This is a genomic window from Rheinheimera sp. MMS21-TC3, assembly GCF_032229285.1.
Lineage (GTDB): Bacteria > Pseudomonadota > Gammaproteobacteria > Enterobacterales > Alteromonadaceae > Alishewanella.
On the sequence record NZ_CP135084.1, the window covers coordinates 1,581,944 to 1,605,208 of the forward strand.

Annotated in this window: 38 protein-coding genes; 31 read left to right on the top strand and 7 right to left on the bottom strand. The window is 42.6% G+C overall.

Annotated elements, in window-relative coordinates; all coding sequences use genetic code 11:
• Positions 1 to 227: 227 nt before the first annotated feature.
• From RDV63_RS07820 to RDV63_RS07835, 4 genes are read right to left on the bottom strand one after another with little or no spacing between them, the layout of a single operon-like run.
• Positions 228 to 659, bottom strand: coding sequence for a DUF6941 family protein (locus RDV63_RS07820; RefSeq protein ID WP_313908940.1), 432 nt, complete (start codon positions 657 to 659; stop codon positions 228 to 230).
• A complete protein-coding gene (locus RDV63_RS07825) occupies positions 649 to 1,110 on the bottom strand; it encodes a helix-turn-helix transcriptional regulator (RefSeq protein WP_313908941.1) in 462 nt (153 codons plus the stop codon). The genes RDV63_RS07820 and RDV63_RS07825 overlap by 11 nt, the downstream gene beginning before the upstream one ends.
• Positions 1,049 to 1,456, bottom strand: a complete 408-nt coding sequence (locus RDV63_RS07830; RefSeq protein WP_313908942.1) for a hypothetical protein — start codon at positions 1,454 to 1,456, stop codon at positions 1,049 to 1,051. Before RDV63_RS07830 ends, RDV63_RS07825 begins: the two co-directional genes overlap by 62 nt.
• Positions 1,457 to 1,516: 60 nt before the next feature.
• On the bottom strand, positions 1,517 to 2,272 hold the full coding sequence (locus tag RDV63_RS07835) for a helix-turn-helix transcriptional regulator (RefSeq protein WP_313908943.1): 756 nt from the start codon (positions 2,270 to 2,272) through the stop codon (positions 1,517 to 1,519).
• 75 nt (positions 2,273 to 2,347) lie between these two features.
• Between RDV63_RS07835 and RDV63_RS07840 the strand changes: the two genes are divergently transcribed.
• From RDV63_RS07840 to RDV63_RS07890, 11 genes are all read left to right on the top strand, one after another.
• A complete protein-coding gene (locus RDV63_RS07840; RefSeq protein ID WP_313908944.1) occupies positions 2,348 to 2,536 on the top strand; it encodes a Cro/CI family transcriptional regulator in 189 nt (62 codons plus the stop codon).
• Between the two features lie 24 nt (positions 2,537 to 2,560).
• Entirely contained in the window at positions 2,561 to 3,064 is a 504-nt protein-coding gene (locus RDV63_RS07845) for a phage regulatory CII family protein (protein ID WP_313908945.1), read from the top strand.
• A gap of 166 nt (positions 3,065 to 3,230) precedes the next feature.
• On the top strand, positions 3,231 to 3,656 hold the full coding sequence (locus RDV63_RS07850; protein ID WP_313908946.1) for a replication protein: 426 nt from the start codon (positions 3,231 to 3,233) through the stop codon (positions 3,654 to 3,656).
• Positions 3,657 to 3,660: 4 nt separating this feature from the next.
• On the top strand, positions 3,661 to 4,650 hold the full coding sequence (locus RDV63_RS07855; protein WP_313908947.1) for a replication protein: 990 nt from the start codon (positions 3,661 to 3,663) through the stop codon (positions 4,648 to 4,650).
• On the top strand, positions 4,647 to 5,411 hold the full coding sequence (locus RDV63_RS07860) for an ATP-binding protein (RefSeq protein WP_313908948.1): 765 nt from the start codon (positions 4,647 to 4,649) through the stop codon (positions 5,409 to 5,411). Before RDV63_RS07855 ends, RDV63_RS07860 begins: the two co-directional genes overlap by 4 nt.
• Positions 5,408 to 5,611, top strand: coding sequence for a hypothetical protein (locus RDV63_RS07865; RefSeq protein WP_313908949.1), 204 nt, complete (start codon positions 5,408 to 5,410; stop codon positions 5,609 to 5,611). Before RDV63_RS07860 ends, RDV63_RS07865 begins: the two co-directional genes overlap by 4 nt.
• The gene (locus RDV63_RS07870; RefSeq protein WP_313908950.1) at positions 5,611 to 5,817 is read left to right on the top strand and encodes a hypothetical protein; all 207 of its coding nucleotides are present in this window, start codon (positions 5,611 to 5,613) and stop codon (positions 5,815 to 5,817) included. Before RDV63_RS07865 ends, RDV63_RS07870 begins: the two co-directional genes overlap by 1 nt.
• Positions 5,814 to 7,004 carry a tyrosine-type recombinase/integrase gene (locus tag RDV63_RS07875; protein ID WP_313908951.1) on the top strand — a complete coding sequence of 397 codons (1,191 nt, stop codon included), beginning with the start codon at positions 5,814 to 5,816 and terminating at the stop codon, positions 7,002 to 7,004. Before RDV63_RS07870 ends, RDV63_RS07875 begins: the two co-directional genes overlap by 4 nt.
• 81 nt (positions 7,005 to 7,085) lie before the next feature.
• Positions 7,086 to 7,535, top strand: coding sequence for a hypothetical protein (locus RDV63_RS07880; RefSeq protein WP_313908952.1), 450 nt, complete (start codon positions 7,086 to 7,088; stop codon positions 7,533 to 7,535).
• Between the two features lies 1 nt (position 7,536).
• A complete protein-coding gene (locus RDV63_RS07885; protein ID WP_313908953.1) occupies positions 7,537 to 7,770 on the top strand; it encodes a helix-turn-helix transcriptional regulator in 234 nt (77 codons plus the stop codon).
• A complete protein-coding gene (locus RDV63_RS07890; protein WP_313908954.1) occupies positions 7,770 to 8,123 on the top strand; it encodes a hypothetical protein in 354 nt (117 codons plus the stop codon). Before RDV63_RS07885 ends, RDV63_RS07890 begins: the two co-directional genes overlap by 1 nt.
• A gap of 28 nt (positions 8,124 to 8,151) precedes the next feature.
• Here RDV63_RS07890 and RDV63_RS07895 read toward each other — a convergent pair whose 3' ends face one another.
• A complete protein-coding gene (locus RDV63_RS07895; protein WP_313908955.1) occupies positions 8,152 to 8,973 on the bottom strand; it encodes a hypothetical protein in 822 nt (273 codons plus the stop codon).
• A 6-nt stretch (positions 8,974 to 8,979) separates the two neighbouring features.
• Positions 8,980 to 9,192 (bottom strand): hypothetical protein, encoded by a 213-nt coding sequence (locus RDV63_RS07900; RefSeq protein WP_313908956.1) that lies wholly within the window; start codon positions 9,190 to 9,192, stop codon positions 8,980 to 8,982.
• Between the two features lie 241 nt (positions 9,193 to 9,433).
• Between RDV63_RS07900 and RDV63_RS07905 the strand changes: the two genes are divergently transcribed.
• The 15 genes from RDV63_RS07905 (at position 9,434) to RDV63_RS07975 (ending at position 20,752) form a co-directional block, all read left to right on the top strand.
• Complete coding sequence (locus RDV63_RS07905; protein WP_313908957.1) at positions 9,434 to 9,922, top strand: lysozyme; 489 nt, start codon at positions 9,434 to 9,436, stop codon at positions 9,920 to 9,922.
• Positions 9,909 to 10,400, top strand: coding sequence for a hypothetical protein (locus RDV63_RS07910; protein ID WP_313908958.1), 492 nt, complete (start codon positions 9,909 to 9,911; stop codon positions 10,398 to 10,400). The genes RDV63_RS07905 and RDV63_RS07910 overlap by 14 nt, the downstream gene beginning before the upstream one ends.
• A gap of 119 nt (positions 10,401 to 10,519) precedes the next feature.
• Complete coding sequence (locus tag RDV63_RS07915; protein WP_313908959.1) at positions 10,520 to 10,822, top strand: hypothetical protein; 303 nt, start codon at positions 10,520 to 10,522, stop codon at positions 10,820 to 10,822.
• A gap of 156 nt (positions 10,823 to 10,978) precedes the next feature.
• Positions 10,979 to 11,497, top strand: a complete 519-nt coding sequence (locus RDV63_RS07920; RefSeq protein WP_313908960.1) for a DUF1441 family protein — start codon at positions 10,979 to 10,981, stop codon at positions 11,495 to 11,497.
• Positions 11,490 to 13,589, top strand: a complete 2,100-nt coding sequence (locus RDV63_RS07925; RefSeq protein WP_313908961.1) for a phage terminase large subunit family protein — start codon at positions 11,490 to 11,492, stop codon at positions 13,587 to 13,589. The genes RDV63_RS07920 and RDV63_RS07925 overlap by 8 nt, the downstream gene beginning before the upstream one ends.
• Positions 13,589 to 13,792, top strand: coding sequence for a phage head-tail joining protein (locus RDV63_RS07930; RefSeq protein ID WP_313908962.1), 204 nt, complete (start codon positions 13,589 to 13,591; stop codon positions 13,790 to 13,792). Before RDV63_RS07925 ends, RDV63_RS07930 begins: the two co-directional genes overlap by 1 nt.
• Positions 13,792 to 15,255, top strand: a complete 1,464-nt coding sequence (locus tag RDV63_RS07935) for a phage portal protein (protein ID WP_313908963.1) — start codon at positions 13,792 to 13,794, stop codon at positions 15,253 to 15,255. The genes RDV63_RS07930 and RDV63_RS07935 overlap by 1 nt, the downstream gene beginning before the upstream one ends.
• Entirely contained in the window at positions 15,248 to 16,612 is a 1,365-nt protein-coding gene (locus RDV63_RS07940; protein ID WP_313908964.1) for a S49 family peptidase, read from the top strand. The genes RDV63_RS07935 and RDV63_RS07940 overlap by 8 nt, the downstream gene beginning before the upstream one ends.
• A 53-nt stretch (positions 16,613 to 16,665) precedes the next feature.
• Positions 16,666 to 17,025, top strand: a complete 360-nt coding sequence (locus tag RDV63_RS07945; RefSeq protein WP_313908965.1) for a head decoration protein — start codon at positions 16,666 to 16,668, stop codon at positions 17,023 to 17,025.
• Positions 17,026 to 17,115: 90 nt separating this feature from the next.
• Complete coding sequence (locus RDV63_RS07950; protein ID WP_313908966.1) at positions 17,116 to 18,123, top strand: major capsid protein; 1,008 nt, start codon at positions 17,116 to 17,118, stop codon at positions 18,121 to 18,123.
• Positions 18,124 to 18,188: 65 nt separating this feature from the next.
• Positions 18,189 to 18,458, top strand: a complete 270-nt coding sequence (locus RDV63_RS07955; RefSeq protein ID WP_313908967.1) for a hypothetical protein — start codon at positions 18,189 to 18,191, stop codon at positions 18,456 to 18,458.
• The gene (locus RDV63_RS07960) at positions 18,455 to 19,063 is read left to right on the top strand and encodes a hypothetical protein (RefSeq protein ID WP_313908968.1); all 609 of its coding nucleotides are present in this window, start codon (positions 18,455 to 18,457) and stop codon (positions 19,061 to 19,063) included. Before RDV63_RS07955 ends, RDV63_RS07960 begins: the two co-directional genes overlap by 4 nt.
• On the top strand, positions 19,060 to 19,506 hold the full coding sequence (locus RDV63_RS07965; RefSeq protein ID WP_313908969.1) for a hypothetical protein: 447 nt from the start codon (positions 19,060 to 19,062) through the stop codon (positions 19,504 to 19,506). The genes RDV63_RS07960 and RDV63_RS07965 overlap by 4 nt, the downstream gene beginning before the upstream one ends.
• A 5-nt stretch (positions 19,507 to 19,511) precedes the next feature.
• Positions 19,512 to 20,246, top strand: a complete 735-nt coding sequence (locus RDV63_RS07970) for a hypothetical protein (protein WP_313908970.1) — start codon at positions 19,512 to 19,514, stop codon at positions 20,244 to 20,246.
• A gap of 98 nt (positions 20,247 to 20,344) precedes the next feature.
• Positions 20,345 to 20,752 (top strand): DUF4124 domain-containing protein, encoded by a 408-nt coding sequence (locus RDV63_RS07975; RefSeq protein WP_313908971.1) that lies wholly within the window; start codon positions 20,345 to 20,347, stop codon positions 20,750 to 20,752.
• 153 nt (positions 20,753 to 20,905) lie between these two features.
• Here the strand turns inward: RDV63_RS07975 and RDV63_RS07980 are convergent, their stop codons facing one another.
• Positions 20,906 to 21,187: an Arc family DNA-binding protein gene (locus RDV63_RS07980; protein WP_313908972.1), complete on the bottom strand. Its 282-nt coding sequence runs from the start codon at positions 21,185 to 21,187 to the stop codon at positions 20,906 to 20,908.
• A 93-nt stretch (positions 21,188 to 21,280) separates the two neighbouring features.
• On the opposite strand from RDV63_RS07980, the gene RDV63_RS07985 reads away from it, so the two are divergent.
• The 5 genes from RDV63_RS07985 to RDV63_RS08005 all read left to right on the top strand — a co-directional run bounded on the left by RDV63_RS07985 (position 21,281) and on the right by RDV63_RS08005 (position 23,203).
• Positions 21,281 to 21,445, top strand: coding sequence for an Arc family DNA-binding protein (locus tag RDV63_RS07985; protein ID WP_313908973.1), 165 nt, complete (start codon positions 21,281 to 21,283; stop codon positions 21,443 to 21,445).
• A 73-nt stretch (positions 21,446 to 21,518) separates the two neighbouring features.
• Positions 21,519 to 21,770: a hypothetical protein gene (locus tag RDV63_RS07990; protein WP_313908974.1), complete on the top strand. Its 252-nt coding sequence runs from the start codon at positions 21,519 to 21,521 to the stop codon at positions 21,768 to 21,770.
• Positions 21,767 to 22,030: a hypothetical protein gene (locus tag RDV63_RS07995; RefSeq protein ID WP_313908975.1), complete on the top strand. Its 264-nt coding sequence runs from the start codon at positions 21,767 to 21,769 to the stop codon at positions 22,028 to 22,030. Before RDV63_RS07990 ends, RDV63_RS07995 begins: the two co-directional genes overlap by 4 nt.
• On the top strand, positions 22,027 to 22,797 hold the full coding sequence (locus tag RDV63_RS08000; protein ID WP_313908976.1) for a phage antirepressor KilAC domain-containing protein: 771 nt from the start codon (positions 22,027 to 22,029) through the stop codon (positions 22,795 to 22,797). The genes RDV63_RS07995 and RDV63_RS08000 overlap by 4 nt, the downstream gene beginning before the upstream one ends.
• 43 nt (positions 22,798 to 22,840) lie before the next feature.
• Positions 22,841 to 23,203, top strand: coding sequence for a DUF2513 domain-containing protein (locus tag RDV63_RS08005; RefSeq protein ID WP_313908977.1), 363 nt, complete (start codon positions 22,841 to 22,843; stop codon positions 23,201 to 23,203).
• The last annotated feature ends 62 nt before the right edge of the window (positions 23,204 to 23,265 follow it).

Here is a 23,265-nt window from a genome sequence, read left to right on the forward strand (position 1 = left end):
TATTAGGTCAAGCTAAAAAGTAAATTTACTTACATTATTTATTTGGCTAGATTGATTACGTAATTTTTAGATAAGTTTAATCAGGCGTGTATTAATGTTTCTGAGAGGGGGCTTATATTTGCAGTTGGGTTATTGCAGGCAATAAAAAACCCGCCGTAGCGGGTTGGTGGTATGGGTATTTCCATAATGGAACCTACCACTTAAAATAGTTTTTAGTGTAACTGAGTTTATTCAATTAGCGCATGCTCTTCATTGTAATGCATTTTTGTATCTATAATAAGTTTTGTGTTGTAAACAAATTCACCATCTAATTCTACTGAAGCTTCAAGATTTGTTTTTTCTTCTATTTCTATATCGTTTAGGTCTGTACCGCCAATTATACGATGATGTAATGTTTCTTGAGCTAGTTTTTCGTTATATCCAATACTAGCTAGTTCAATGGATGCATGATGTTTTCCATTAAGAAGAATATTTACTTTAATGGAATTAGGTTTCATATTTACAGGAAGTTCAATACTGAAATGAATAACTAACCTAGATATTTCTATTGGCAGAGAAGGTACTAGGAGATGTGTGCCGTAAATTCCCATTAATGAAACTTTACCACCAATCTCATGCCTTATATCGTCACAAAATAAAATTGAGAAGTTAGGCTTCATTGCCGTCTCCGTTTAAAATTTCAAACATTTCACCAGGCGGTAAATCAAAATATTTTGCAAGCTTAATAACGGTACTTGATCTAGTGTCGTTATCGCCATTTTCTAACTTGTAAATTTGTGGCTGACTTGTGCCAATAGCTTCAGCTAATTGACCTTGAGTTATGCCTTTTTGCAACCGCATAGCTCTTAAGCTTTTTTCATCTTTATAATATGTTTCAGCAATTTGTTTGTTTGCTTCAGAAAATAAGCCTGCCATTTCGCTGTCTTGCATTAGCTCAGCTAGCACGTCGTCAAGCGAAACACTTTGTACAGGAGTAGATCTATCTGCGCTAACGTGATGATAAAAATTTACTGTTTTATTTTGTGATAAAGCAGAGCTTTTAAATTGATCAGTATAAAAGTCGAAGGTCTGCAATAATTCGCTTTGTAATACAGTCTTCTGGATTGTCATAATCAAATTTATCCCTATGAGGTAATGCAAGTATGTGAAACTCTGGCTCTGACCGTGATCTGCTTATGGGCAGATAAGCATATATAATTCGCCATTTAGCGTTAGAATAACCTTCGGGTGTGATGGTTTTAATTCTATACAAGTCATTTCCTTTACGAAACTGCTGCACCCATCTACTAAAGCTTATTCCATCATTATCCGCACTACGTTCTAATAGCATGTCTTCCAGCTGTGGATCTGATGAAATTTGCTGCAGAATTGCAACAATTTGAACATAAGCAAATTTATCATCAACTTTCCAAGCATTTAGATCTTTAGTGGCATTAATGCAAAATTGGAAGCGCATTATATCTTTCTCGATATATTAAAGCAATTAATGATATAAAACGCAATAATCATTAAGTAATCACCTTAATACCGAATACCAAAACACGCGGCCAAGTACTCTAACTTTAGTCGTTTGTTCAGCTGGTAAATCTTCATCTGGGTAGTCGTCGCGGTTAAAGCTGCGAATGCGTATACCGCCACCTGGCAAGCGGTGGAGTATTTTAACTCTTAATAGGCCATCGTGATCTATAGCGTACATCTCACCATCTTTAATCTTGGTACTGGCTGTATCGATACCTACTGTTGCTTTGTCTGGCAGAACAGGTTGCATGCTGTCACCGCTAACCGATACGCAGGCAGCTAAATCTGGCTGAATGTTATTATTGCGTAGGGTGGACTTTGCAAAACGCAGTTTAAAGCCTGTGTCTTGTCTTAATACTTCTGATCCATTTCCTGCTGACAATTCAACTTCCTTGTAAAACGGCAATTCTACTTCATCATCGCCAAGGGGGGTTTTACTATCCCATAGCTCAAAAGTCCCAAGGACATGGCCATGTTCAATCTGTTCATTATTCGTTTTACTTTCTTGGATGGCTTCATCACCACTTAATATCCATTGAGGGGTAACCCTTAAGGCTTCTGCTAGTTTTATTAAGTGCTTGCCACTAGGCATTGATCCGTTAATGCTATCTGTCTCCCAGTTTGATACGGAAACGCGATTAACTCCGACCTGAACAGCAACGGCTTCTTGGGTTAGTTTCAGCGATTTTCTTCGCTTATAAATTCTTTCACTCATTTTCATGTAAGCAAGCTTACCACTCTGTGTAAGTTTCATCACCGAAATAATCCTTGCGCTAAATTGTAAGCTGGCTTACAATTTATGTTAATTTAGTTACGTTCTGAGGTTTTAATGAAAAAAGCCGATGTAATATCCCATTTCGGCGGGGTTATAAAAACAGCTAAAGCTTTGGGAATTACTAGTCAATCAATATCTCAATGGCCTGATCAGATTCCTGAGCTTCGAGCTTATCAAATTCAGCATTTAACTGGCGGCGCGCTTAAAGCTAAGCAGGTTAAACAAATTCAACAATCCAGTTAATTACAGATTAAGAGTAACAGTCTTATGAGCAATAACACGTTAAAGCAAAAACAAGATCCACAATGCCCCATGGTTGCAGCTTACTTGCTGGGCCAGCGGCATAACGCCAGCGATTTAGCCCGCAAGTTGGGTGTCAGCCCAAATGTGTTAGGTAACCGATTAAACCCTGATCAAGATTTTCATAAATTAGGTTTAGGCGAAGCTGTTGCAATTACCGAACTAACTAATGATAACGCGATTTTAGAAGCATGGGCGCATCAGCGCGGTGGTGTGTTTGTTAAGTTGCCTGAATCGGTTAGCTGTGATGAAGAATTAAGTGATCAGTTAATGCGTGTAAATGAAGAATTTGGCGCGGCATTGGGTGAAATACGCAAAGCCCGTGAAGACGGGATTATTGATAGCGAAGAATGTGACCGTGTTACCAGTAAATTAATGAGCACTGTAACTGAAGCGCTGGCGCTGAATGCGTTAGTGAAAGGACAAGTAAGAGATTTACCAAGGCACCCTACAGCGGTGATTGGTAAGTAATACCTGCGCGGCGAGGTTAAATGCCGTAAACCCATAAGGGTTGTTGTTGTCTTGACCGACGGAAAGACGTCTGACAGCTGGAAAGACAGCAACTAACGAATTTTAGAAACAAAAAAAGCCCACTGTTCAGAGTGGGCCAAGTCACTAACTTAAAAGAGGTAAGCCAATGACGACTATTAATGTAATCAATTTTTACGGATCGGGCAACAATAAAGAGCCTGAATGCGAGTTAAAGGAAGAAACTGCATCAGTCATTACTAATTTTGTTCTGAAAAAAATGTGCCATGTGGATTTGTCTGGCGCCCAGTTCCGGATTCTATCAGCTGTATTTGGTATGACCTATGGCTACAAGCTGGATAGCAATATAACAACGAATATTCATATCGCTGAGCTTACAGGCCTAAGCGATCGGTGCGTTCGAAAGGGTCTTAAAGAGCTGCAGTTAAGAAAAATGATAACAGTGTGCAGGGATGGCGATTTAAAGCACGTTACCGTTAATAAGCACTTAGACCAGTGGATTCTTGATACTGGTAAAAGTGTTCAACAAGCTAAAAATGCGCTAAGCCGTTTTACTAAAAACCAAGGGGATTAGGCCAATGAATATCCCGAATGTAATTGATTTTAGCGCTAAACGTAACGAGGCAAAGCCCGTGATAGCAGATATCGAAAACGGCTACTGTAAGCTGGCAAATGAACTGTTGGAAGAAATATGCAAACAGGACATTAGCGGTTCACAATTCCAGCTTCTGATGGCGATTGTGCGTTGCACGTATGGTTATAACAAAAAAGCCGACAGGGTAACAAATACTTACCTGGCAGAGTTAACCGGTTTGGGTTTAAGCGCGGTTAAGTCAGGCCTGAAGAAGTTAGAAGAGCGCAATATTATTACTATTCAAAAGTCGGGCATTATGAAGCTTGTCGCTATTAATAAAATAATTAGCGATTGGCAAAATTCTGGCAGTAAAAAACTTGCTTACACCAGAAATAAAGCCTCAATTGCAACCAACGGTACTAGACGCAATTGCAACCACAAGAAGCCGCAATTGCAACCACAAGAAGCCGCAATTGTGTCGAGCAGTAGCCGCAATTGTGACCACACCAAAGACAACCTACCAAAGACAACCAACCAAAGACAAATTATTACGTCGCAACCTTCGGCTGACGACACCGCTTTGAAAAAAGATGCAGCCATTCAAAACGGAAAAAATTGGGGTACAGCTGAAGACCTAGAAACCGCTAATCAGCTAAAAACAATTTTAAGCAACACACTTGGCGAACATTTCAGAGCACCGAAGAACATGGCAGCTTGGGCTAACGAGGTGCGGCTAATGCGAACGGCAGACGAACGAAACCCAAAACACATGGTTACGTTATTTGCCCTGGCACACACAGACAATTTTTGGAAAACCAATATTCAAAGCCCTGCTGCACTGCGAAAGCACTGGGGTAGGTTGGCAAGCTTGCACTCTGAACGAAAAGGCGGGTATGGCAATGGCCAGAAGGGAATAACCATTGGCGCCAATGGCAAACCGATGACAGCACAAGACTGGGGCAAAAAAGCCCGTGAATTGGCGGTGAAATTATGAATAAGCCTGTTTTGTTAAACGTACCCCGCGGCCTATTGGCCAAAGTTAAATCTAACGCTAAGCACAGCGCGTTTACACCTGATGAATGGTTTTCGTTTCAGCAGCGTGAAGCTAGGGCTGATTACCACCGCCAGCAAGAGCAGTTGGCAGCTGAACGGCAACAGCGTGATGTTAAAAAGTTACTTGAGCGCAGCGGTGTGCAAGATATTTACCTAAGCGCTACGTTGGAAAGCTATCAGATTTACAGGCCTGAGCAAAAAGCAGCTATAAGCACTTGTCGTGATTACTTGCAAAGCTTTGGTCAGTACGGGGCAGTTAAAAATATGGTGTTTTGTGGCAGTACAGGCACAGGTAAAAACCACATGGCCAGTTCTATTTGTAATGCGCTTAATGTCAGTGGCAAAAGTGCAGCTGTAGCCACAGCGTTTGAAATTCAGATGAAAGCCCGCGCATCACGCAGTTATGACAGCCCACTAACTGAAGAAAAGGTTATTGCTAGTTTTGCTGCGGTTGATCTGCTTGTGTTGGATGAAATAGAGCTAGGTAGCACGCAAGATTACGACATTAAAATTATTAATGCGGTGATTGATCAGCGTGTAACTAAAGGTAAAAGCACTGTAGTGCTAACCAATATGAAGCTTGATGATTTAGCCAATCACATGGGGGAGCGCATAGCAGACAGGCTGTTTAGCAGCTTTTACTTAGTTGAATGCTACTGGCCCAGCTACCGAACCAATAAACCAGCGGGGGCTATGGCGTGAACCTGTGCCAGTTACCAAAAGAACAGCAAGAAATGGCAGCTGCTGAAACGTTAGCGTGTTTTTGGTTGCATCAGAAACGCGCTGGAAAAATGAACCGGTTAGCTATTCAAAATAAATTACAAGCTATGCCTGAAAAGCAACGTGAACAACACAGAGCAGCACTTAATAAATACCGTAAAGACTTTGGCGAGGGGAAGTAATGACACACAAATTTGAAACGCAGTATCACATACAAGAAGCAATAAATCACTTGCGTAGTGCAGCAGCTAACACGTTAGAAAATGCACCGGCTGATCCGCAAGCGCGTTATCGCGCTGATGAATTAGCTGGTAATGAATTATTGCTGGTTGCTGATCACTTAGAAAACGTTAAAACCTTTACCCGTAAGGCGGTTATTGCTGAATGATGAAGTCTGTCGCGTTATCAATAACTGATGCTGCTGTGGTTCGCTCTGCAGCAGATTTAACGATTAGTGAGCTGCGTGATCAGCGTCATCCGTTAGCATTGCGGCTACATAAAAGCCGCACTAAAGGGACGTGGTATTTAGTGCGGTACGAAGAAGGTAAAAAGGTAAGGCAGCGGTTAGGTTACTGGCCAGCACTGAAAACTAAAGATGCGCAGTCGATAGTGCCTGAAATATTAAAAAAGTTAGCAACGGGTACTGATGTGCAAAATAGTGGTTTTGCTACGGTTGGCCAGCTGCTTAAGTGGTATTTAGGCCGTATTGAGCGGGAGTCAGTTAAAAGTGATAGCAGGCGCAAAGGCGTGAAATGCGCTATTGAAAAACACTTATTACCGCGCTTAGCCAGTATAAAAATTACTGAGTTAACTAAGTTAGCCATTGATGAGCGGCTAATGCTACCGCTGCAGAACGCAGCACTTAAGCCATCTACGATTAGACAGTATTTTGCGGTATTAAAACGGGCTTTTAAAAGTGCTGGTGAACTTGGTTTAGTTAGCATTAACCCTATGGCCAGCATGCGCTTTGGTGATCACATTCAGCGGCGTATTGAACCAAAGCAAGGCCGATTACTTGTTAGTGATGCTGGCCGCACTATGGGGTTAATTATGGGGTTGTCTGAGCCTATTAAAACCATGCTGTTATTTATGCTGATGTATGCCACCCGCGTTGGTGAAACCAGAAAGCTTAAATGGTGCTATTTCGATTTTGAAGCCAACCGAATATCTATTCCCGCAGCTATAACCAAAACCGACTCTAACCATGTTATGCCTATTACTGAGCAAGCTAAAGCTGTGCTGCTGGAATTTAGGGAGCATAGCCAAGGTGAATACCTGTTTGAGTTTAACCGTAAAGAATTCACACACAACGATGCTCAGAAACTAATTAGGGCTGTGTCGGCGGGTAAGTTTAGTGCGCACGATTTACGCAAACTGGCTCGTAGTGCCTGGGCAACGATAGGTATTGATTACTGGGTTGGTGAGCGAATGTTAAACCATAAGCAGAAAGGGTTAGATGCTGTGTATATAAAAGCTGATGCGTTAGACGTTAAACATGCCGCCTTAACTCAGTATCACGAGTGGTTAAATACTTCGTTTAACACTTGGCACAATGCAGGCATTGATAGAGCTTAATAATTAGATAACACATTGCAGATAATAGGTTTTATTTGATTTTAGAATTTTACAGTACGGAACATTTTAAATGGGGTTTATGTGCTAATAATTGGTATTGATCCAGATTTAACAGCCAGTGGTGTTGCTGTCATACTAAACGGCAGAATTCTTAAGCTAGATAGAATTCCATTTACTGGAATGCTTAATTGGCTGAGTTACCAATCTGCGCTTAATAGCGTGCTAATAAAGATTGAAGACCCAAACCTTATAAAGCCAACTTTCCCACGAATGTTGCCAACGGCCCGAAATAAACAAGCCGTTAGCAACCGCATAAGCCAGAACGTAGGGCAGGTAAAAGCGGTTGCTACGCTGCTTATTGAAACCATTACGGCAGCGGGTTACCAGGTTAAACCTTGTAGGCCATTGGTTGGCGGCCACAAAACCCGTTGTAAAAAGGATGCCGCATACTTTAATAAGTTAACCGGTTGGACTGGTCGTAGTAATGAAGATTGCCGCGATGCTGCATTAATAGCGTTGTTTGGGGGCTAGTATGCAGAGCGAACCGAGATGGATGCATGGCGGGCACATACTGCGCAGCGTGCGTTTGAAGATTGGACTTACTCAAGAGGAAGTCTGCTTTATGTCTAATGTTGATCGCAGCACTTATCAGCGCTGGGAGCACAAGAAAACAGAACCAAGCTTTGGACAGACCATGCAGATTTGTGAGTGTGCTTTTAAAATTGATTTATTAGATGCAATAACAATAGCTCGGGAGACGCAATAATGATGAATATAAAAGAGCTTCGAGCAGAATTAAAACATTGGGGTAAGTTTTGGGCTAACAAAGAATCGTTACAGGGTTACGCTAGCACATCGGTAACCGAGCGATGCTGTGAAGTAATGAGAACAGGCGTTTGGATAAGTTCAGATAAACATTTGTTTAGCCATCATTCTGAAAATATACATGTGCCAGATTACATAAAGCGTATTGATAAGATGGTAAGGCCTTTGCCAGTACCACAAAAAGCAGTTATTACTAGGCGTTATATAAAGCAGGCTAAGCTTAGTTCGACTGAGCGGTTAGCGCTGCTACATGCTGAGACTAATTTAATAATAAATAGTCCGTTGTGCTGGTAGCCAATTAAGAACTTATCACTTAAATGATTTAGCTTGCTTCGTGAAAAGTTGAGTGTGTAACCTCTACTTGCTTTCCTGATTCTCTATAAGAGTTAGGGTTAAAGTCTGAGGCTATAAATTCTTTATAAGCGTTTATATCAAACCCATTAACAGATACTACTTCTGAGAAAGGCACTACTATTTTAAATTTATTCAAAAGCCTAACCATTTCAGGAGAGTCAGGCTTTTCAGCCTTTTCACCAATGTTCTGTATATAATGTTCGTAATAATTAGTCATGAATTTCAGCATTTTTTTATCGTCTCGATAGCCACTTAGTAGCGGCAGTATCGTAATAAACTCTATTTTGCCTTCTAGTAAATCAAACTCTGAAACAAACCCGACATATACTTTGTCTGAGTCCATTGTAAATGCTAATGGTAAAGAATTGCTAACTGACTCAAATAATATTAATTCTAAGGCGTTTTTCTTAACTGTTTTAAGAATAAATTTATTTTTTTGCGTCGGCCAAAATACGTAGAAAAGTTTTTTGCAAAATGCAATACATGCAGTAACTGATAACGCGCCTATACATAAAAGCAATTGTTTAATTTCAGGCATTGTAAATGTAGAAACTGGCTGGAAAATATTAAAATGAATTCCAATTTTTTCTAGTATTAATGAAGGTATATTAGTTAAATCAAGAATGAAAAATATAAAAACTGCAATAATAGTCCATATTACGCCCCAAAAGCCTATATGGAAGTATAAAGAGTAACCGTCACGGCGAGCTAATTTATATTTTGATGCTGGGTCTATGCTGCAATATACGTAACCAACTGCTAAAACTAATACTACGTATAGTGCACCCATCAGAACTTAGCCTTTAGTAGAAAGAGTAAAGCCTTTGTACTTAGCTATTTCATCTTGAATTTTTTTCTGTGTCTGTAAGTTGGCCAGATTTAAAGCTATTGAACCATTAGATTTCACAATATATTGGTCTTGGTTATTCTCTAAAGCATCAAGAAGCTCTTGATCTGACTTTTTGTAATCAGCAGAAAAACAACTTAGTAATTTTTTGAGTACGCTCATTAATGCCTCCCAAGTCAATTTATAACCAATTAGTTATATAATACTACTGTACTACAATTTTTTTTAAAAAGTTAGCTGTAAGGAGTTAATATTTTACAAAAGCCGCATTAATGCGGCCGACAAGCCCCTTTAAAACGGCTATATTTAGTTAAGCTTGCACGAGTTGTAAGTGTTTAAGCCGCGCAAAATATATCTATTAACCTCAGTCCTCAGCTGGGGTTTTTTTATGCCTGGAATAAATATGAATAATATAGCTAAGCGACTGGCTGTAATTGGTTTAGCAGGTGCATTAGCGACAACGGGCGCAATGATTGCAGATAGTGAAGGTTATGTACCTGGCACTTATATAGATCCGGTTGGCATTATCACTGCTTGCTTTGGTCACACTAGCAAAGAGTTAAAGCTAGGCGTCGTTATGTCAGATCAGCAGTGCTTAGAGTTATTAGCAAAAGACTTAGTTAATCATAATCAGCAGCTGCTTAGTGCTGTTAATGTTCCGCTATCAGAGCAAGAGCATGCTGCTTACTTATCATTTCATTACAACGTTGGCGCGGCTAATTTTAGGTCAAGCACATTACTAAAGTATCTTAATGCTGGCAGTAGAGTAGAAGCATGTAACCAGCTTACGCGTTGGGTGTATGCGCGTGGAGTTAAGTTGAACGGTTTAATAAAGCGTCGCAGTCATGAGCGCGATTTATGTTTATCTGGAGTACTTAATGGCCAACATTAAATCTATCTTAATATTATTTGTTCTGGCCATTGCTGCTGCAGGTTGGTTTGCTATAGAGCATGCCAACAATAAAGCCGATGCACTTACTATTAAGCTGGATAAGCTGCAGCAACAATATGCAGATAAAGAAACTGAAGTAATTAATTTAGCTGATGAGGTACACGCGGCTGAATTAGAAAAGCAGCACTTGCTTAATGAACGCCAGCGATTAACTGAAATTCAAATTAAACGTGAACAGAAACTTAAGCTTATTGAAAGTGAATACCAAACTGCACTGAAATTGATTACAGAACTAAAGGCTAATGAAAATGAAACCATTTCAAATTGGGCTTCTGTTCCTATTCCTTTTGATGTTAGCAGCATGCTCCGGCATGCCGAAACAAGAACCGATAATAAGAACAGTAACAGTAACCAAGTTGGTGCCGGTAATGCCACCAGCAGAATTAATTACCGTTTGCGCAGTGGCTCAGACTTTTAGTTTAGTAACTAACCAAGATCTTCTGGCTTACGCACGCCACTTGGAAATGGTTATAGATAAATGTCAAACGAATGATATGCGGTTACTTGAATGGGCTACCCAAAGCGGAAGTCAGTGATATGAATAACTTAGTGATGAAACCAACAATGGAAAAGCAGACAACCATAGCCGCTTACTTTAGCGCAATAAGCACTGCCTTTGGCGGGCTGCTATCACTGCCCAATTTAGCCTTAATGTTAGGTGTCATAGTTACCGTTTGCTTGGGCTTTATACAGTGGCAAGTGTGGTCTAACAGAAAAAAACATGATGCAGAGAAACACGAATGGGCAAGACTGCAGCACGAGCTTCGGCTTAAACAATTACTTGCAGCTGAATATTTAAGCCAAGAATATACCGCAGGGGACCCTGCCGATCCTCGTTAGCACCACGGGAGCGCAGAAGCGCGGTGAAACAATTTTTTTCGGCGTTTTATGGTGATCCACCACAAGTTATTAATTTTCCAGTGTTTACAAGGGCTGGGCACTTGTACGAGCTGTACATTCTCAGAGAACTTTATATAAATAGATGATCGCTATGGCATGGGTACATTGCACAACATCGATGATGCCTATGCGTGGTCCATTAGTCGTATCGCTGAAGCGTTCCGCATTGACCGACGCACAGTATCAGCGAGATTAAAAACCGCTAGAGTTGAACCGGCAGGCATAAGAAAAGGCCACCCAACGTATCACTTGAGTGATATTGGTCCAGCGCTATTTGGTGAGGTAATAACGGGGGAAGATAACCCGACTCAAGATCCTGCCTTAATGTTGCCGCAGGACCTTAAAGCTTGGTATCAAGCACAGCGTGAAAAGTTAAAACTCGAAACTGAATTAAAAGATTTAATACCTAGTGACGATGTTGCTAGGGCAATGGCTGAATTAGTTAAAGCAGTCGTTAACCCGCTCGATAGTTTAGTTGATGAACTGGAATCAAAAGTAGGTTTGTCGGGTTCGGCACTTGAGCGAGTACAAATTATTATTGATCAGGTACGTGAAAATATGTATCTGAACGCCATTCGCGGCGGCATGGATCCGGAAGACGAAGACGATGATTAATTATGGTGATGTTAGCCAAATTAAGCGCGATATCGCCAGCCTGTTAAAACCACCGGTTCGCATGTCAGTTACTGAAGCGGTGCAAGAATATGCGCGGGTAAAACTAGCCAGTGGCAACTGGGGTAAGTGGGACATTGAAACCACGCCTTACATGCGTGAGCCACTCGATATGCTTACTAGCCGTAGGCATAGGGGCTTAATATTCGTAGGTCCTGCGCGAACAGGCAAAAGCCAAGCATTAGTAGATGGTTTTGTTGCTTACGATGTGAAATGCGACCCTAGCGACATGCTAGTAGTGCAAATAACAAAAGAGAAAGCGGCAGAGTTTAGCAAGAAGCGTATCGGCCCAATGCTTGATAACTCGCCCGACTTACAGCCGTTATTAAGCCCACGCGGCCACGATAACAACTTGCATGACAAGGTTTTACGGGCTGGAAACTACTTAAAGCTAGCATGGCCGGCTAAATCAATATTCGCTAGCTCAGAATGGCGCCGCGTAATAATCACTGATTACGACCGAAGCCAAACCTTGCTCGATGTAGAAGGCGAAGGTTCAGGCTTCGATTTAGCGCTTAAGCGTACTCAGTCATTTCGTAGTCGCGGTATGGCAGTGGCTGAAAGCAGCCCAGGCTATGAAGTATTAGATCCTGATTGGGTACCTAGCGCTGAAAAGCCGCATGAATTCCCGCCAACATTAGGCGTTGGTGCGTTATATAACCTTGGCGATAGGCGGTTACTGTATTGGCCATGCCCCAGCTGTGGTGAGTTTTTCCCTGCACAATGGAAATACTTACGCTGGGATGAAAGCGAAACCGATATACGCAAAGCCAGCCGCACAGTTAGCTGCTTTTGCCCGCATTGCGGTGATGCTGAAATAAAGCAAACAGCCAAGCAAGCAATGTTAATGGCATCGCGTTGGGTACCAGAGGGATGTAGCATTAGTGCTGCTGGTGAAATAACCGGCACGTTAATAGATACCGACTTTTTAAGCTATTGGATGGAAGGGCCAGCAGCATCGTTTCAAAGCTGGGAGCAGTTAGTTTATAACTACTTATCCGGCGTAAAAGACTTTGAAGCAACAGGCAGCCAAGAAAAGCTAAAAGCAACAATTAACACCGATCAGGGTAGGCCTTACAGCTATCAAAAATCAGATAGAAAACGCAGCTCAGACCGATTAGCCGAACGAGCAGAAGTAACAACTAAGCGGCACGTACCCGATGGCGTATTGTTCCTAGTTGCCTGTGTTGACGTACAAGCAGGTAAAGACCGCCGCTTTGTGGTGCAGGTGCACGGTAACAGCGAGCACGAACGCTGGGTAATCGACCGCTACAACATAAAGCTATCGGCGCGTATTAAAGACGATAACGCAACCGAACTAACAGAGCGTTATCACCAAATTGATCCGGCTGGTTATCCAGAAGACTGGGAACAACTTAGCAAATTAATACTCGACCGCGGCTACCCGCTAGACGATGAAAGCGGCCGTGAAATGCACGTACACCTAATAGTATGTGACCACGGCGGTGAAGATGGCGTATCTGATAACGCCTACGGTTATTACCGCAAGCTACGCACTGAAAATCGCCACCATAAGCTAATGCTGGTTAAAGGTGGCAGTTCAGCGCAAACAGAAATGGTAAAAATAACGCGGCCAGATAACACCAAACGCGCAGATCGTAAAGCATCAGCCAAAGGTGATGTGCCACTGCACATACTGGCAACTAACCGCTTGAAAGATAACATAAGCAGCAAGCTAGAGCGTGAAACTGAAGGCGCGGGCTATGTGCATTTTCCAAATTGGCTAGGCGCATGGTTTTACGAAGAACTAACAGCAGAAAGCCGCGACGAACAAGGCCGCTGGGATAAAGCTAATAAAAAGCGAGCAAACGAAGCATGGGATTTACTCTGCTACAACGAAGCCGCGCAATATCAGTTACAAACCCACAAACCCAAGTTTTGGTTAGCACCAGCACGTTGGGCGCAGCCGTGGAACGAGAACATAAACGTTTATCACCCCGACAAGCAACACCTAGCGCCGGCAGCTAAGAAGGCCGCGCCACGGCAACGCAGAGTAAGGTATAGGACAACATAATGTATAGCGAAACTCAGCTACAAGAATTAAAAAAAGCCTATGCCAGCGGCATGACCCGAGTACGGCTATCAAGTGGTGATGAAATCAGTTATCGCTCATTAGTTGAAATGGAGCGGGTGATCTCAACGATGGAAAAAGCACTAGCGCCCACTAAGAAACGCCGTCGCTTTGGCTATGCAATGCAAGTTAACAAGGGGGTTTAATGTCATTTCGTAAATCACCCATATTAGGCCCCAACGGCCAAAATATCGTTGTGTTTAATAGCCCATACCAAGGCGCTGGTAATGGTCGGCGGTTAAGTGGTGTTTATGCACCCAGTACCGGCGCAAATAGTGCATTAAATGGTGCATTGCCCCAGTTGCGTAACCGCAGCCGTGCTGGCCATCGCAATATGCCACTTATTCGTAGCGCTATTGAAAAGAAAGTAACCAACGAAATAGGCATTGGCATAACACCCCGCGCTAAAACTAAAAGCAAAGAGATCAACAAAATCATTAACGATTGCTGGGAGCACTCATGCGAACAGTTTGATCCAGAAATGCTGTTAGACGTTTACGGCATGCAAGCTCAAATTGCCCGAGCAAGACGATTAAGCGGTGAATGTTTTATACGGGTTCGTTATCGCGGCATAGCATCAGGTTTAATAGTACCAATTCAGTTTCAAGTGTTAGAAGCTGACTTTGTACCGCTTGATTACAACGACAATTTAGCGAATGGCAATCGCATTATTGCAGGTATTGAATTTAACCGTCGTGGCCAACGTGTGGCTTATCACATGTACCGCGAACACCCCGGCGAAATGTATAACTATACGTCATCATTATCTAACTTGGTTCGCGTTCCAGCTAATGAAGTTGCGCACCATTTTAACCCATTACATCCTGGTCAAATACGTGGCGAACCCGACAGCGCAGCTGGCTTAGTTAAAGCAATTACATTCGACAGTTACGACGATGCAGAGCTAACACGTAAACAAACACGCGCACCCTACACAGGCGCAATATACCGCGAAAATTACGATATAACCGATGATGACGGCTGGCTGTTCGACCCAGTTTCCGGTGATCCTTTATCAGAAGGTGGCGCTTTTGGTAATGCACAAGTTGAAGCCGGCACCATGTTAGAACTGCAACCGGGCGAAAAGATAGATCTATTCAAAGGTGACGACACTGGCCAAGGTTATGGCGACTTTATGCGTTGGCAATCCATGATGCAAGCATCAGCGCAAGACTTACCTTATGAGCTATTAACTGGCGATTGGGAAAAAGTAAACGACCGCTTAGTACGCGCCATTCTTAACGAATTCCGCCGCAAAGTCCAAATGGACCAGTGGCACTTAATGATCCCACAGGTTCTAAAATGGATGCGCAAGCACTGGTTAAAACGAGCAGTATTATCAGGCGCTATTAATTTACCCAATTACAGCACGCAAAGTGCTGAATACCATAGCGACATTTGGTGCCCACACGGCTGGCCTTACATTAACCCTAATATTGATGTTGAAGCGAAAATTACTGCTATTGATGCCGATTTATTAGCACATGAAGACGTAGTGGCAGAGCAAGGCGAAGACCTCACCGACATTCAAGAACGTAACGCAGCAGCCCGAAAAGCACGCGGCCAACGCAACACAACTAGCACAAAACGGGATAAAGACGATGAGTAACTACCAAATGATAGCCGCAGCAGCACTTAACAAGCCGCTAGCTATGGATGTGGGCTATGCCCGAGTGTTCTTTAGTGCGCTAGGTTTGCGGTTAGGAGCTGAATCGTTAGTTGATGCCCAAGGCCAAGAGTTAACCCGTGACGGCATGACAGTAGTTGCAGAAAGTTATGTACACCCAGTAACAGGCCAGTACAGACATTACGATATTCAAGATGGAATAGCCGTTTTATCTATTCATGGCGCACTTGCTCATAAAACCGGTAACGTAAGGCCTAAATCGGGTCTGCAAGGTTATGACGGCATACAAACCATGCTAAACCAAGCATTAATTGACCCCGATGTAAAAGGCATTTACCTAGATATGCACACACCAGGCGGTACAGTGTTTGGTGCTTTTGATACGGCCGATGTTATTCGCCGTGCTAATGCGGTTAAACCCGTTTGGGCCATTGCCAACGACATGAATTGCAGCGCAGGCCAGCTGTTAGCATCAGCCGCAAGCCGCAGATTAGTAACGCAAACAGGCACAGTAGGCAGTATTGGCGTTGTTGTGGCCCATGCCGATTATGAAAAATATTTAGAAAATGAAGGCGTAAAAATAACGCTATTACATTCCGGCTCGCACAAAGTTGATGGCAACTCATACCAAGCATTGCCAAAAGACGTAGCCGCAAGATGGCAAGCCGAGATTGATAGTACCCGCATGCAATTTGCCAGCAAAGTTGCTGAATATACCAACTTATCATTACAGGCCGTATTAGACACAGAAGCCGCAACCTATAACGGCCAAGCCGCTGTAGATGTTGGCCTAGCCGAACAGCTTGTAAATAGCGCCGATGGCGTTGCAATGATGGCAGATCACTGCCGCAATTTAAACAGAACCATGTCAATAGGAAACAATACTATGTCAGTAGCTAAACCCGCAGCAGCAGCTGCAACAAAACCCGCTGCTTCGGCAGCAACTGAACAAACTACCGAGCAGACAGCCGCTGTAGTAACAGCAACAGAAGCAGTAGCAAGCGCGGAACTCGTTGTAACATTATGTGCAGAAGCTGGCATGTCAGATCAAATAGCGCCACTAATCACCGCTAAATTAACTGAAGCTGGCGTTAAAACTCGCTTAGCTACCTTGGGTGGTGTGCGTGATGCGTTAGCCGCAGCTGATTTATCGGCAATATTTCCTGAAGTATCGGCAAACATTGACGATCCAGCTGCCATGTTAAAAGTAGTGCTAACCGCTGCAACAGCACATGGTGATGACAAAGAAGTCACAAGCTCAAAGCAGGTGCAAACCCAAGCATCTAGTGTAAAACAGCCCGATCACAAATCAGCCTATAACGACCCAAGCCGCTTATAACAGCGGCTTTTTTAATTCACTAACCAAGCCCACTGGGCCAAGAGGACATAACCATGTCATTAAAAGTACAAGTGCCCAATGCTGGGCATTACATCAAAATGGAATCCGGCAGCATTAGCCGCGACAAAGTAACCTTCTCTGGTGGCAAGTTTGTGCCAGGTGAAGTGTATGCAATTGTTGCAACTAAAGCAGTAAAGCTTGATTTTGCCGACGACGCCGGTGCCGAATTAGCAAAAGGTATTTGTTATGCTTATGTAGACGCAAGCGCGGCTGATGTTGAAGGTGTAGCAACAACACGTTTAACAGAAGTAAACCTAAACGGTTTAACGCTACCAACTGGCTACACTGCACCTAATTTAGCCAGTGCAGTAGCCGAACTAGCAAAAGCACACATTGTTGTTCGTGGCGCTTAAACCTAAACAAAAACGTTAAACCCATTACAAGCCATTTAAATACCCGCCTAGTGCGGGTTTTTTATTTAAAAATCCGCAGAGGACGTACAAATGAACTTAGATCAATTCTTAGCTGATCCGAACTTTCAGTTATCATCACTGACAGCCGCGATCAACGAAGCACAATCAGCCCCAACGCTATTAGCAAGCCTTGGTTTATTCCAAGAGCAAGGCATTACCACTACTACATTCCAAATTGAATACGACGGCGAAGTGCTATCGTTAGTTGATGCGGGTGTACGTGGCGAACCGGCACAAGGCGCTAAAAAAGCCAACCGCAAGCTGGTTACATTTTCAACAGTGCATTTGCCTGCACCGTTCAGCATTAAGGCCGACGAAATTACCAACGTTCGCGCTTTTGGTACGCAGTCAGAAGTGCAAGCTGTACAGCAAGTGGTTAACCAAAAACTTGAGCACCAACGGCAGCGTTTAACGGCCACGCGTGAATTAATGCGCGCAGGTGCTATTACCGGCAAGGTGATGGCTGCAGACGGCACAGTACTGCATAACATTTACACTGCCTTTGGTATTGCCGAGCCAGGCGCCACAACCTTTGTACCAGCCGATAAAAAAGCTAAATCAATGTTAAGTGCAGCTAAAACCGCAGCTAAGAAAAAGCTAGGCCAAGCCGTAGTTAACCGCTGGCTTTTAGTGTGTGGCCCATCGTTCTTCGATAAATTCAGCGAAGCACCCGACGTTACAGCTTACTTGCAAAACCGCAACGGCAACAGTAACGACAACGTAGAAGACATGACAGACGGTCTAAGCTTTCACGGCGTAACCGCGTTTGCTTACGACGCAGCTGTGGTAGATGAAGATGGCGTAGAGCGTAAGTTTATTGGCGACAAAGACGCCTACTTAGTGCCAGTTGTACCGGGCTTATTTATTGGCCGTAACGCACCAGCCGACTACACCGACACCGTGGGTACAGTAGGTTTGCCGTTTTATGCCCATGTTGAAGCCATGAGCATGAAAAAAGGTATTCAGGGTGAAGCGCAATCTAACCCGTTTTACCTTTGCACACGCCCATTAGCTATTACTAAGCTTTCAGTAGCCTAATGTCAGCCTTTAGTAATGCAGCAGCGCTCGTAAAGGGCGCTGTTTTATCAACTTTTGGTGAAAGTATGCAAATACTAGATACCAATAAAACGACTGTGCTTGCCACAGTAAACGTGCATATTGCCAAACGTGTAGACGAAGTCGAGGATTTTAAGGCGCTAACATCTGAAATAAGCATGGTTAAGATAGATAGAATAATGGCTAGCTATATAAAGCAAGGTCGTTATCTAAAGCATGGTAGCAAGATGTATAAATTTACTGATACGGCAGATCCAGCGCGGTTTGTTGGCGCTAGGTCGGGTACCGAACATTTTGTTTATTGGTATGTAATATGAGTAGCCCAGAAGAAATAGCAGCGTTTATTAAATCATTAGATATGCAAGGCCATATTGCACTATCAAAAACCCTTAATGCGTTTGCAGTAAAAGTAAAACAAGAAGCCATAGACGCCATACATGGGCGTTACAACTTAGAGAAAAGTTACATTTCTCAGCGCATGGAAATTAGAACACGCGCAAATCCAAAAAAGTTAGAAGCAACGATCAGCGCCAGAGTTAGGGCAACACAGTTAATTAGGTTTGGCGCTAAGCAAGAAACTCGAGCAGGTATAAAAGTTGCGCAACGCTCCGGCGGCATAAGCGTACAAGTGCTTCGTGAGAACCCACGTAAAAACATAACGTATGCATTTGCAATGAAGCTAAAAAGGGGATCATTCACATCAGGTAACTTTGGTATGGTTGCCCGCACTGGTGAAATAAGAAAACCCGTTCAGCGTTATCGAATTAGAAATGGGAAAAAAGTTAAAAACGGCCAAGAATACCATGAATTTAAAACACTTTATGGCCCATCAGTACACGGTGCTTTTGCATGGTTCCGCGAAGAACTGGAACCAAGCCATGAAGAAATATTCGATGACTTTATTAGTAGGCTAAACCTATGAGTAACAAAGCAAACCAAGTTCAGCTTGAAATTTTAAACCGTGTAAAGGCTAAGTTTCCTACCGCAACAGTTAAAACTGGTTGGGCTAGCAGTTACTTACAAAATGTAGAGCAATGGCCATTAATCACAATAGGCCCAGTTGCAAGTAGAGCCACATTTCAAAGCAAAGCCATTAAAGACGACATGCAATTTCATATTCAGCTTGTCGAGCACGATAACGACGAACCAGAAACTTTAGCTGACAGATTAAACATATATTTGGTTAATCTAAGAACGGCATTGTTTGCACAAAAATCAGAAGATCGATTTAACAACTGGCACGGAATGTTAAGCGCTCAACCAACAGAAGATTCTGAAACAAGTTACATCGAACCATCACCGGGTCAACCTTGGGCTGGCTTAAGCCTTATTTTAACCACAACATACAGTGAAAAACTGGAGTAAAAACCATGTCAGAAACAAAACAGGTGTCGTTTATCGGCTCCGGAATCATTTATTACAAAGGCCGTGATATTGGCAACTGCAGTTCAGCTGATATCACTTATGATGTAGACAAAAAAACACTGCCAAACTATCGCGGTGGTGGTGGTAACGCAGAAGTATTAGAACGCATTACCTCGGTTAACTTAGCTATAGGTATCACCAGCTTAAATGCTAGCAACTTAGCATTATTAAACGCCGGTACCGTTTCAACCATTGCTACAACCACAGTAACCGATGAAGAATTAACAGTAAGCGCCTTAGACCGCCTATTGCGTGTTGAACACATGATCGATACTAGCGCTACTGTTACGGTTAACACCGCAGCAGATGTATTAATTCCAGCATTACATAGTGTAAACGACACGCCAAATTACATTGTTTCAAGTGCAGGTATTACTGTACCAGAAGGCAGTGAAATAGCGGCATCAGACGAAATTAAAGTAAGCTACTCAGTACCAGCAGGTTACTTGTTGCAAGCTTTAGTCGCGTTTGGTGAAGAAGGCGATGTTGTAATCGAAGGCCTTAACGACGTTAACGGTAAAAAGCACGTTATCGACTGTTGGCGCTGGAAACCAAGCCCAACCGGTTTAAGTGCAATTGGTACCGAGTTTGCCGATGTATCAGTAGCAGGCGAACTGCTATCAGATGAATCTAAACCAAACGGCACAAGTAAGTTTTTCCGAGTGACGGCTCAGTCATAAAGAAAATATAAATTAACCGCAAAGCCTAGTTGTTATAGGCTTTGCCTTAACCTAAGTTATTTTGTATATTCAAGGTAACTTAAGTTAGGGACAACAACATGAAATACCTTATTTTACTAGCGTTACTTAGCTTTAATGCACAGGCCAGCGTGTATAAATGCGAAATTAATGGTGTAGTTACATATAGTCAAACTCCTTGCGCTGATGATGCAGAGTTAATAAATGTAAATGTATCTAGTGTTTCGGGATCTAGTTCCTTTAATGATGTTGAAGCTAAGTGTTTAGCCTATTTAAAAAGAACCAAAAGCTGGAAAGATCAAGAGTCAGTACGTATTGAGAACTCATTTAAAACATGGGAGCCAGATTCAAGCGGCGTAAGGCATGTTCTTAATGTGGCAATTAATGCAAAAAATAGTTACGGGGCTTATGCAGGAACTGAAATGCATAAGTGTTTTTTAAACCATAGTGGTGATGACTTAAGTAAAATACAGCGTTATATATGGTAATAATTGCATAGTACAAATAAACCCGCTTCGGCGGGTTTTTTGTTAACTATAAACCCAAGTGGGTGCTAAGCATTCAAAATAGGCATGCTTAGCAACACCAAAAAACTGAGAATTGCATTAATCTAGCAGGTATCAGAGTGTTACTGAAATAAGTTAATTGTTGTTTTTAGCATGGGTGTAAATCATTTTTATAACGTCATGTAGAAGCTTTTTCTCTGCTTCTTCAACAGTTATATAGCGATTGCTGCCGTCAGCATTTAATTCTTGCAGTGTTTCGGAACGGCTTTTCGTTAAGTTATGCAGATGTACAGCATGTTCAATAGCAGCAACCGCTTCAGAATTAACCGAGCGCTTATTTTCGGCTGCCATTGAATGAAGTTGCTCTTTTAGTTCCTCTGGTAATCTGATGTTTATTTGGGGATCTCTAGGCTTCATAAAAAAAATCTCACGCTTTAAGTGTTGACATGATAGCCAAGTGCTACCATACTGCAATGGTAGCAAATGGCTACCATCAACAAGGGGCTTATAATGTCACGTAAAGTAACGGTAGGAATGATGCTAAGAATGCCGCCAGAAGTACATCAAGTAGTTAAGGCCACGGCTAAAGAACAGGGTAGGTCTTTAAATGCAGAATTATTGTATCGGTTGCGGCAAGCTTATGCAGTAGATGGTGTAAAGCTGGAAGCGGCATGAGCCGTATAAAAGAAAAAGCCCCAACTGCAGCAACAGTTGAGGCCGTATTTACAAACTCAGTAGGAAAGTAAACATGACTAGTATAGCGGAAAATATAACAAATATACAACGTGGAAAAAATGCCAGTTTTCACATGATTGACCACATAGATAATTTTGACAAATTAATCTGTCAATCTAGGGCGGTAGTGTCGGCTTTAATTGTAGACGATGCGCTAACCAGCTTAACCCCAGCCACTATATCTAACCTGTTGTGGATAATTGGTGACCGATTAGACGAAATGAAACAGCTGCACCATAAAATGCAATTCGAGGTGCTGCAATGAAAACTACAGTAACAGCCATTAAGGCTAACCAAGCTATCGCGTCACAAAATACCTTTTTAGCCAGCATTAAAGTTACCGACAACCTAGCGGTATTATTAGACCAAGCTAAATCGTTAATTAAAGTGCTGGTTAAAGATGAAAACTATGGCGAACTGCCATCGCCAGTGTTGGGCAACATGCTAGATATGCTAGAAGAAAAGCTGCAAGCCATGGAAGCCAACTTAGCTAACCTTGATTCTGGTGTAGGAGTAATGCAATGAACACATTACCTGTAATAGCTGGTGTTGAAATAACGACTGATGCTCAAGGCCGGTTTAATTTAAACGCTTTGCATAAAGCGAGCGGTGAAGCTGAACATAAACGACCATCCAAGTGGTTATCTACTGAACCTACAAAGGAGCTTATCGCTGAACTTGAGAGCCAAAGCCCTTCAGAGGGCTTAGCTCAAAAAGCAGTCAATTCGGTAAAAGGTGGATCAGCACCAGGCACCTTCGCCCACGAACTGCTGGCGGTGTCGTATGCTGGCTGGATCAGTCCTGCATTTCAGCTAAAAGTTAATCAAGTGTTTTTAGATTACCGCAACGGCAGGCTGCAACCAATACCACAGTTCGATCCTGCAACTGCGTTAAATGATCCGGCCACAATGCGCAGTCTGTTGCTGGGTTACACTGAAAAAGTGTTAGCGCTTGAAGATCAGATAAAAGAAATACAACCAAAAGCCGATGCGTTAGACCGCATAGCTAAAGCCGATGGCAGTTTGTGCATAACCGATGCTGCCAAGCTACTGCAAATAGCTAAGCCTAAAGATTTGTTTTGCCTGCTGCAGCAAAAAAGTTGGATATTCCGCAGACCGGGCACAACGGCATGGTTAGGCTATCAAGACAAAGTGCAAAAAGGTTTACTTGAGCACAAAGTAACAGAGGTTAGTCGTAGCGATGGTAGTAATAAGGTTGCACAGCAGGTAAGAGTAACGCCCAAAGGTATAGCACTACTGTCGCAACTAATAAACCACCCACAAGCACACTAAATAACAACCAACCCGCTTAAGTGCGGGTTTTGGAGTTTGAGCAATGAAACGGAATTGGGAGCTAATCAGAAAAATACTGGTAGCCATTGAAAACTTAGAAACCATTCAGCAAGCAGTAGCCGACACCGATATAGCAGGTTATGCGCCAGAGGTAGTTAGTTACCATATGATGCTGCTTTATGAAGCTAAATTAATTAAAGCCAGTTGTCACAGCTCAAGTGGTGGCGTTGTAACATGCACCGCCAGCCAGTTAACGTGGGCAGGGCATGAGTTTTTAGACAAAATACGCTCGCAAGGTATGTGGAACAAAACCTTAGTGTTTTTACGTGATAAAGGCATCGACTTATCATTCGATACCATTAAGGCCGCAGCGGCACAGGTCGCAAGCAATATAATTTCTAGTTAAATAAAACAACCTTAAAACCAACCCGCTTAATTGCGGGTTTTTTTATACCTAAAAAAGGTGCT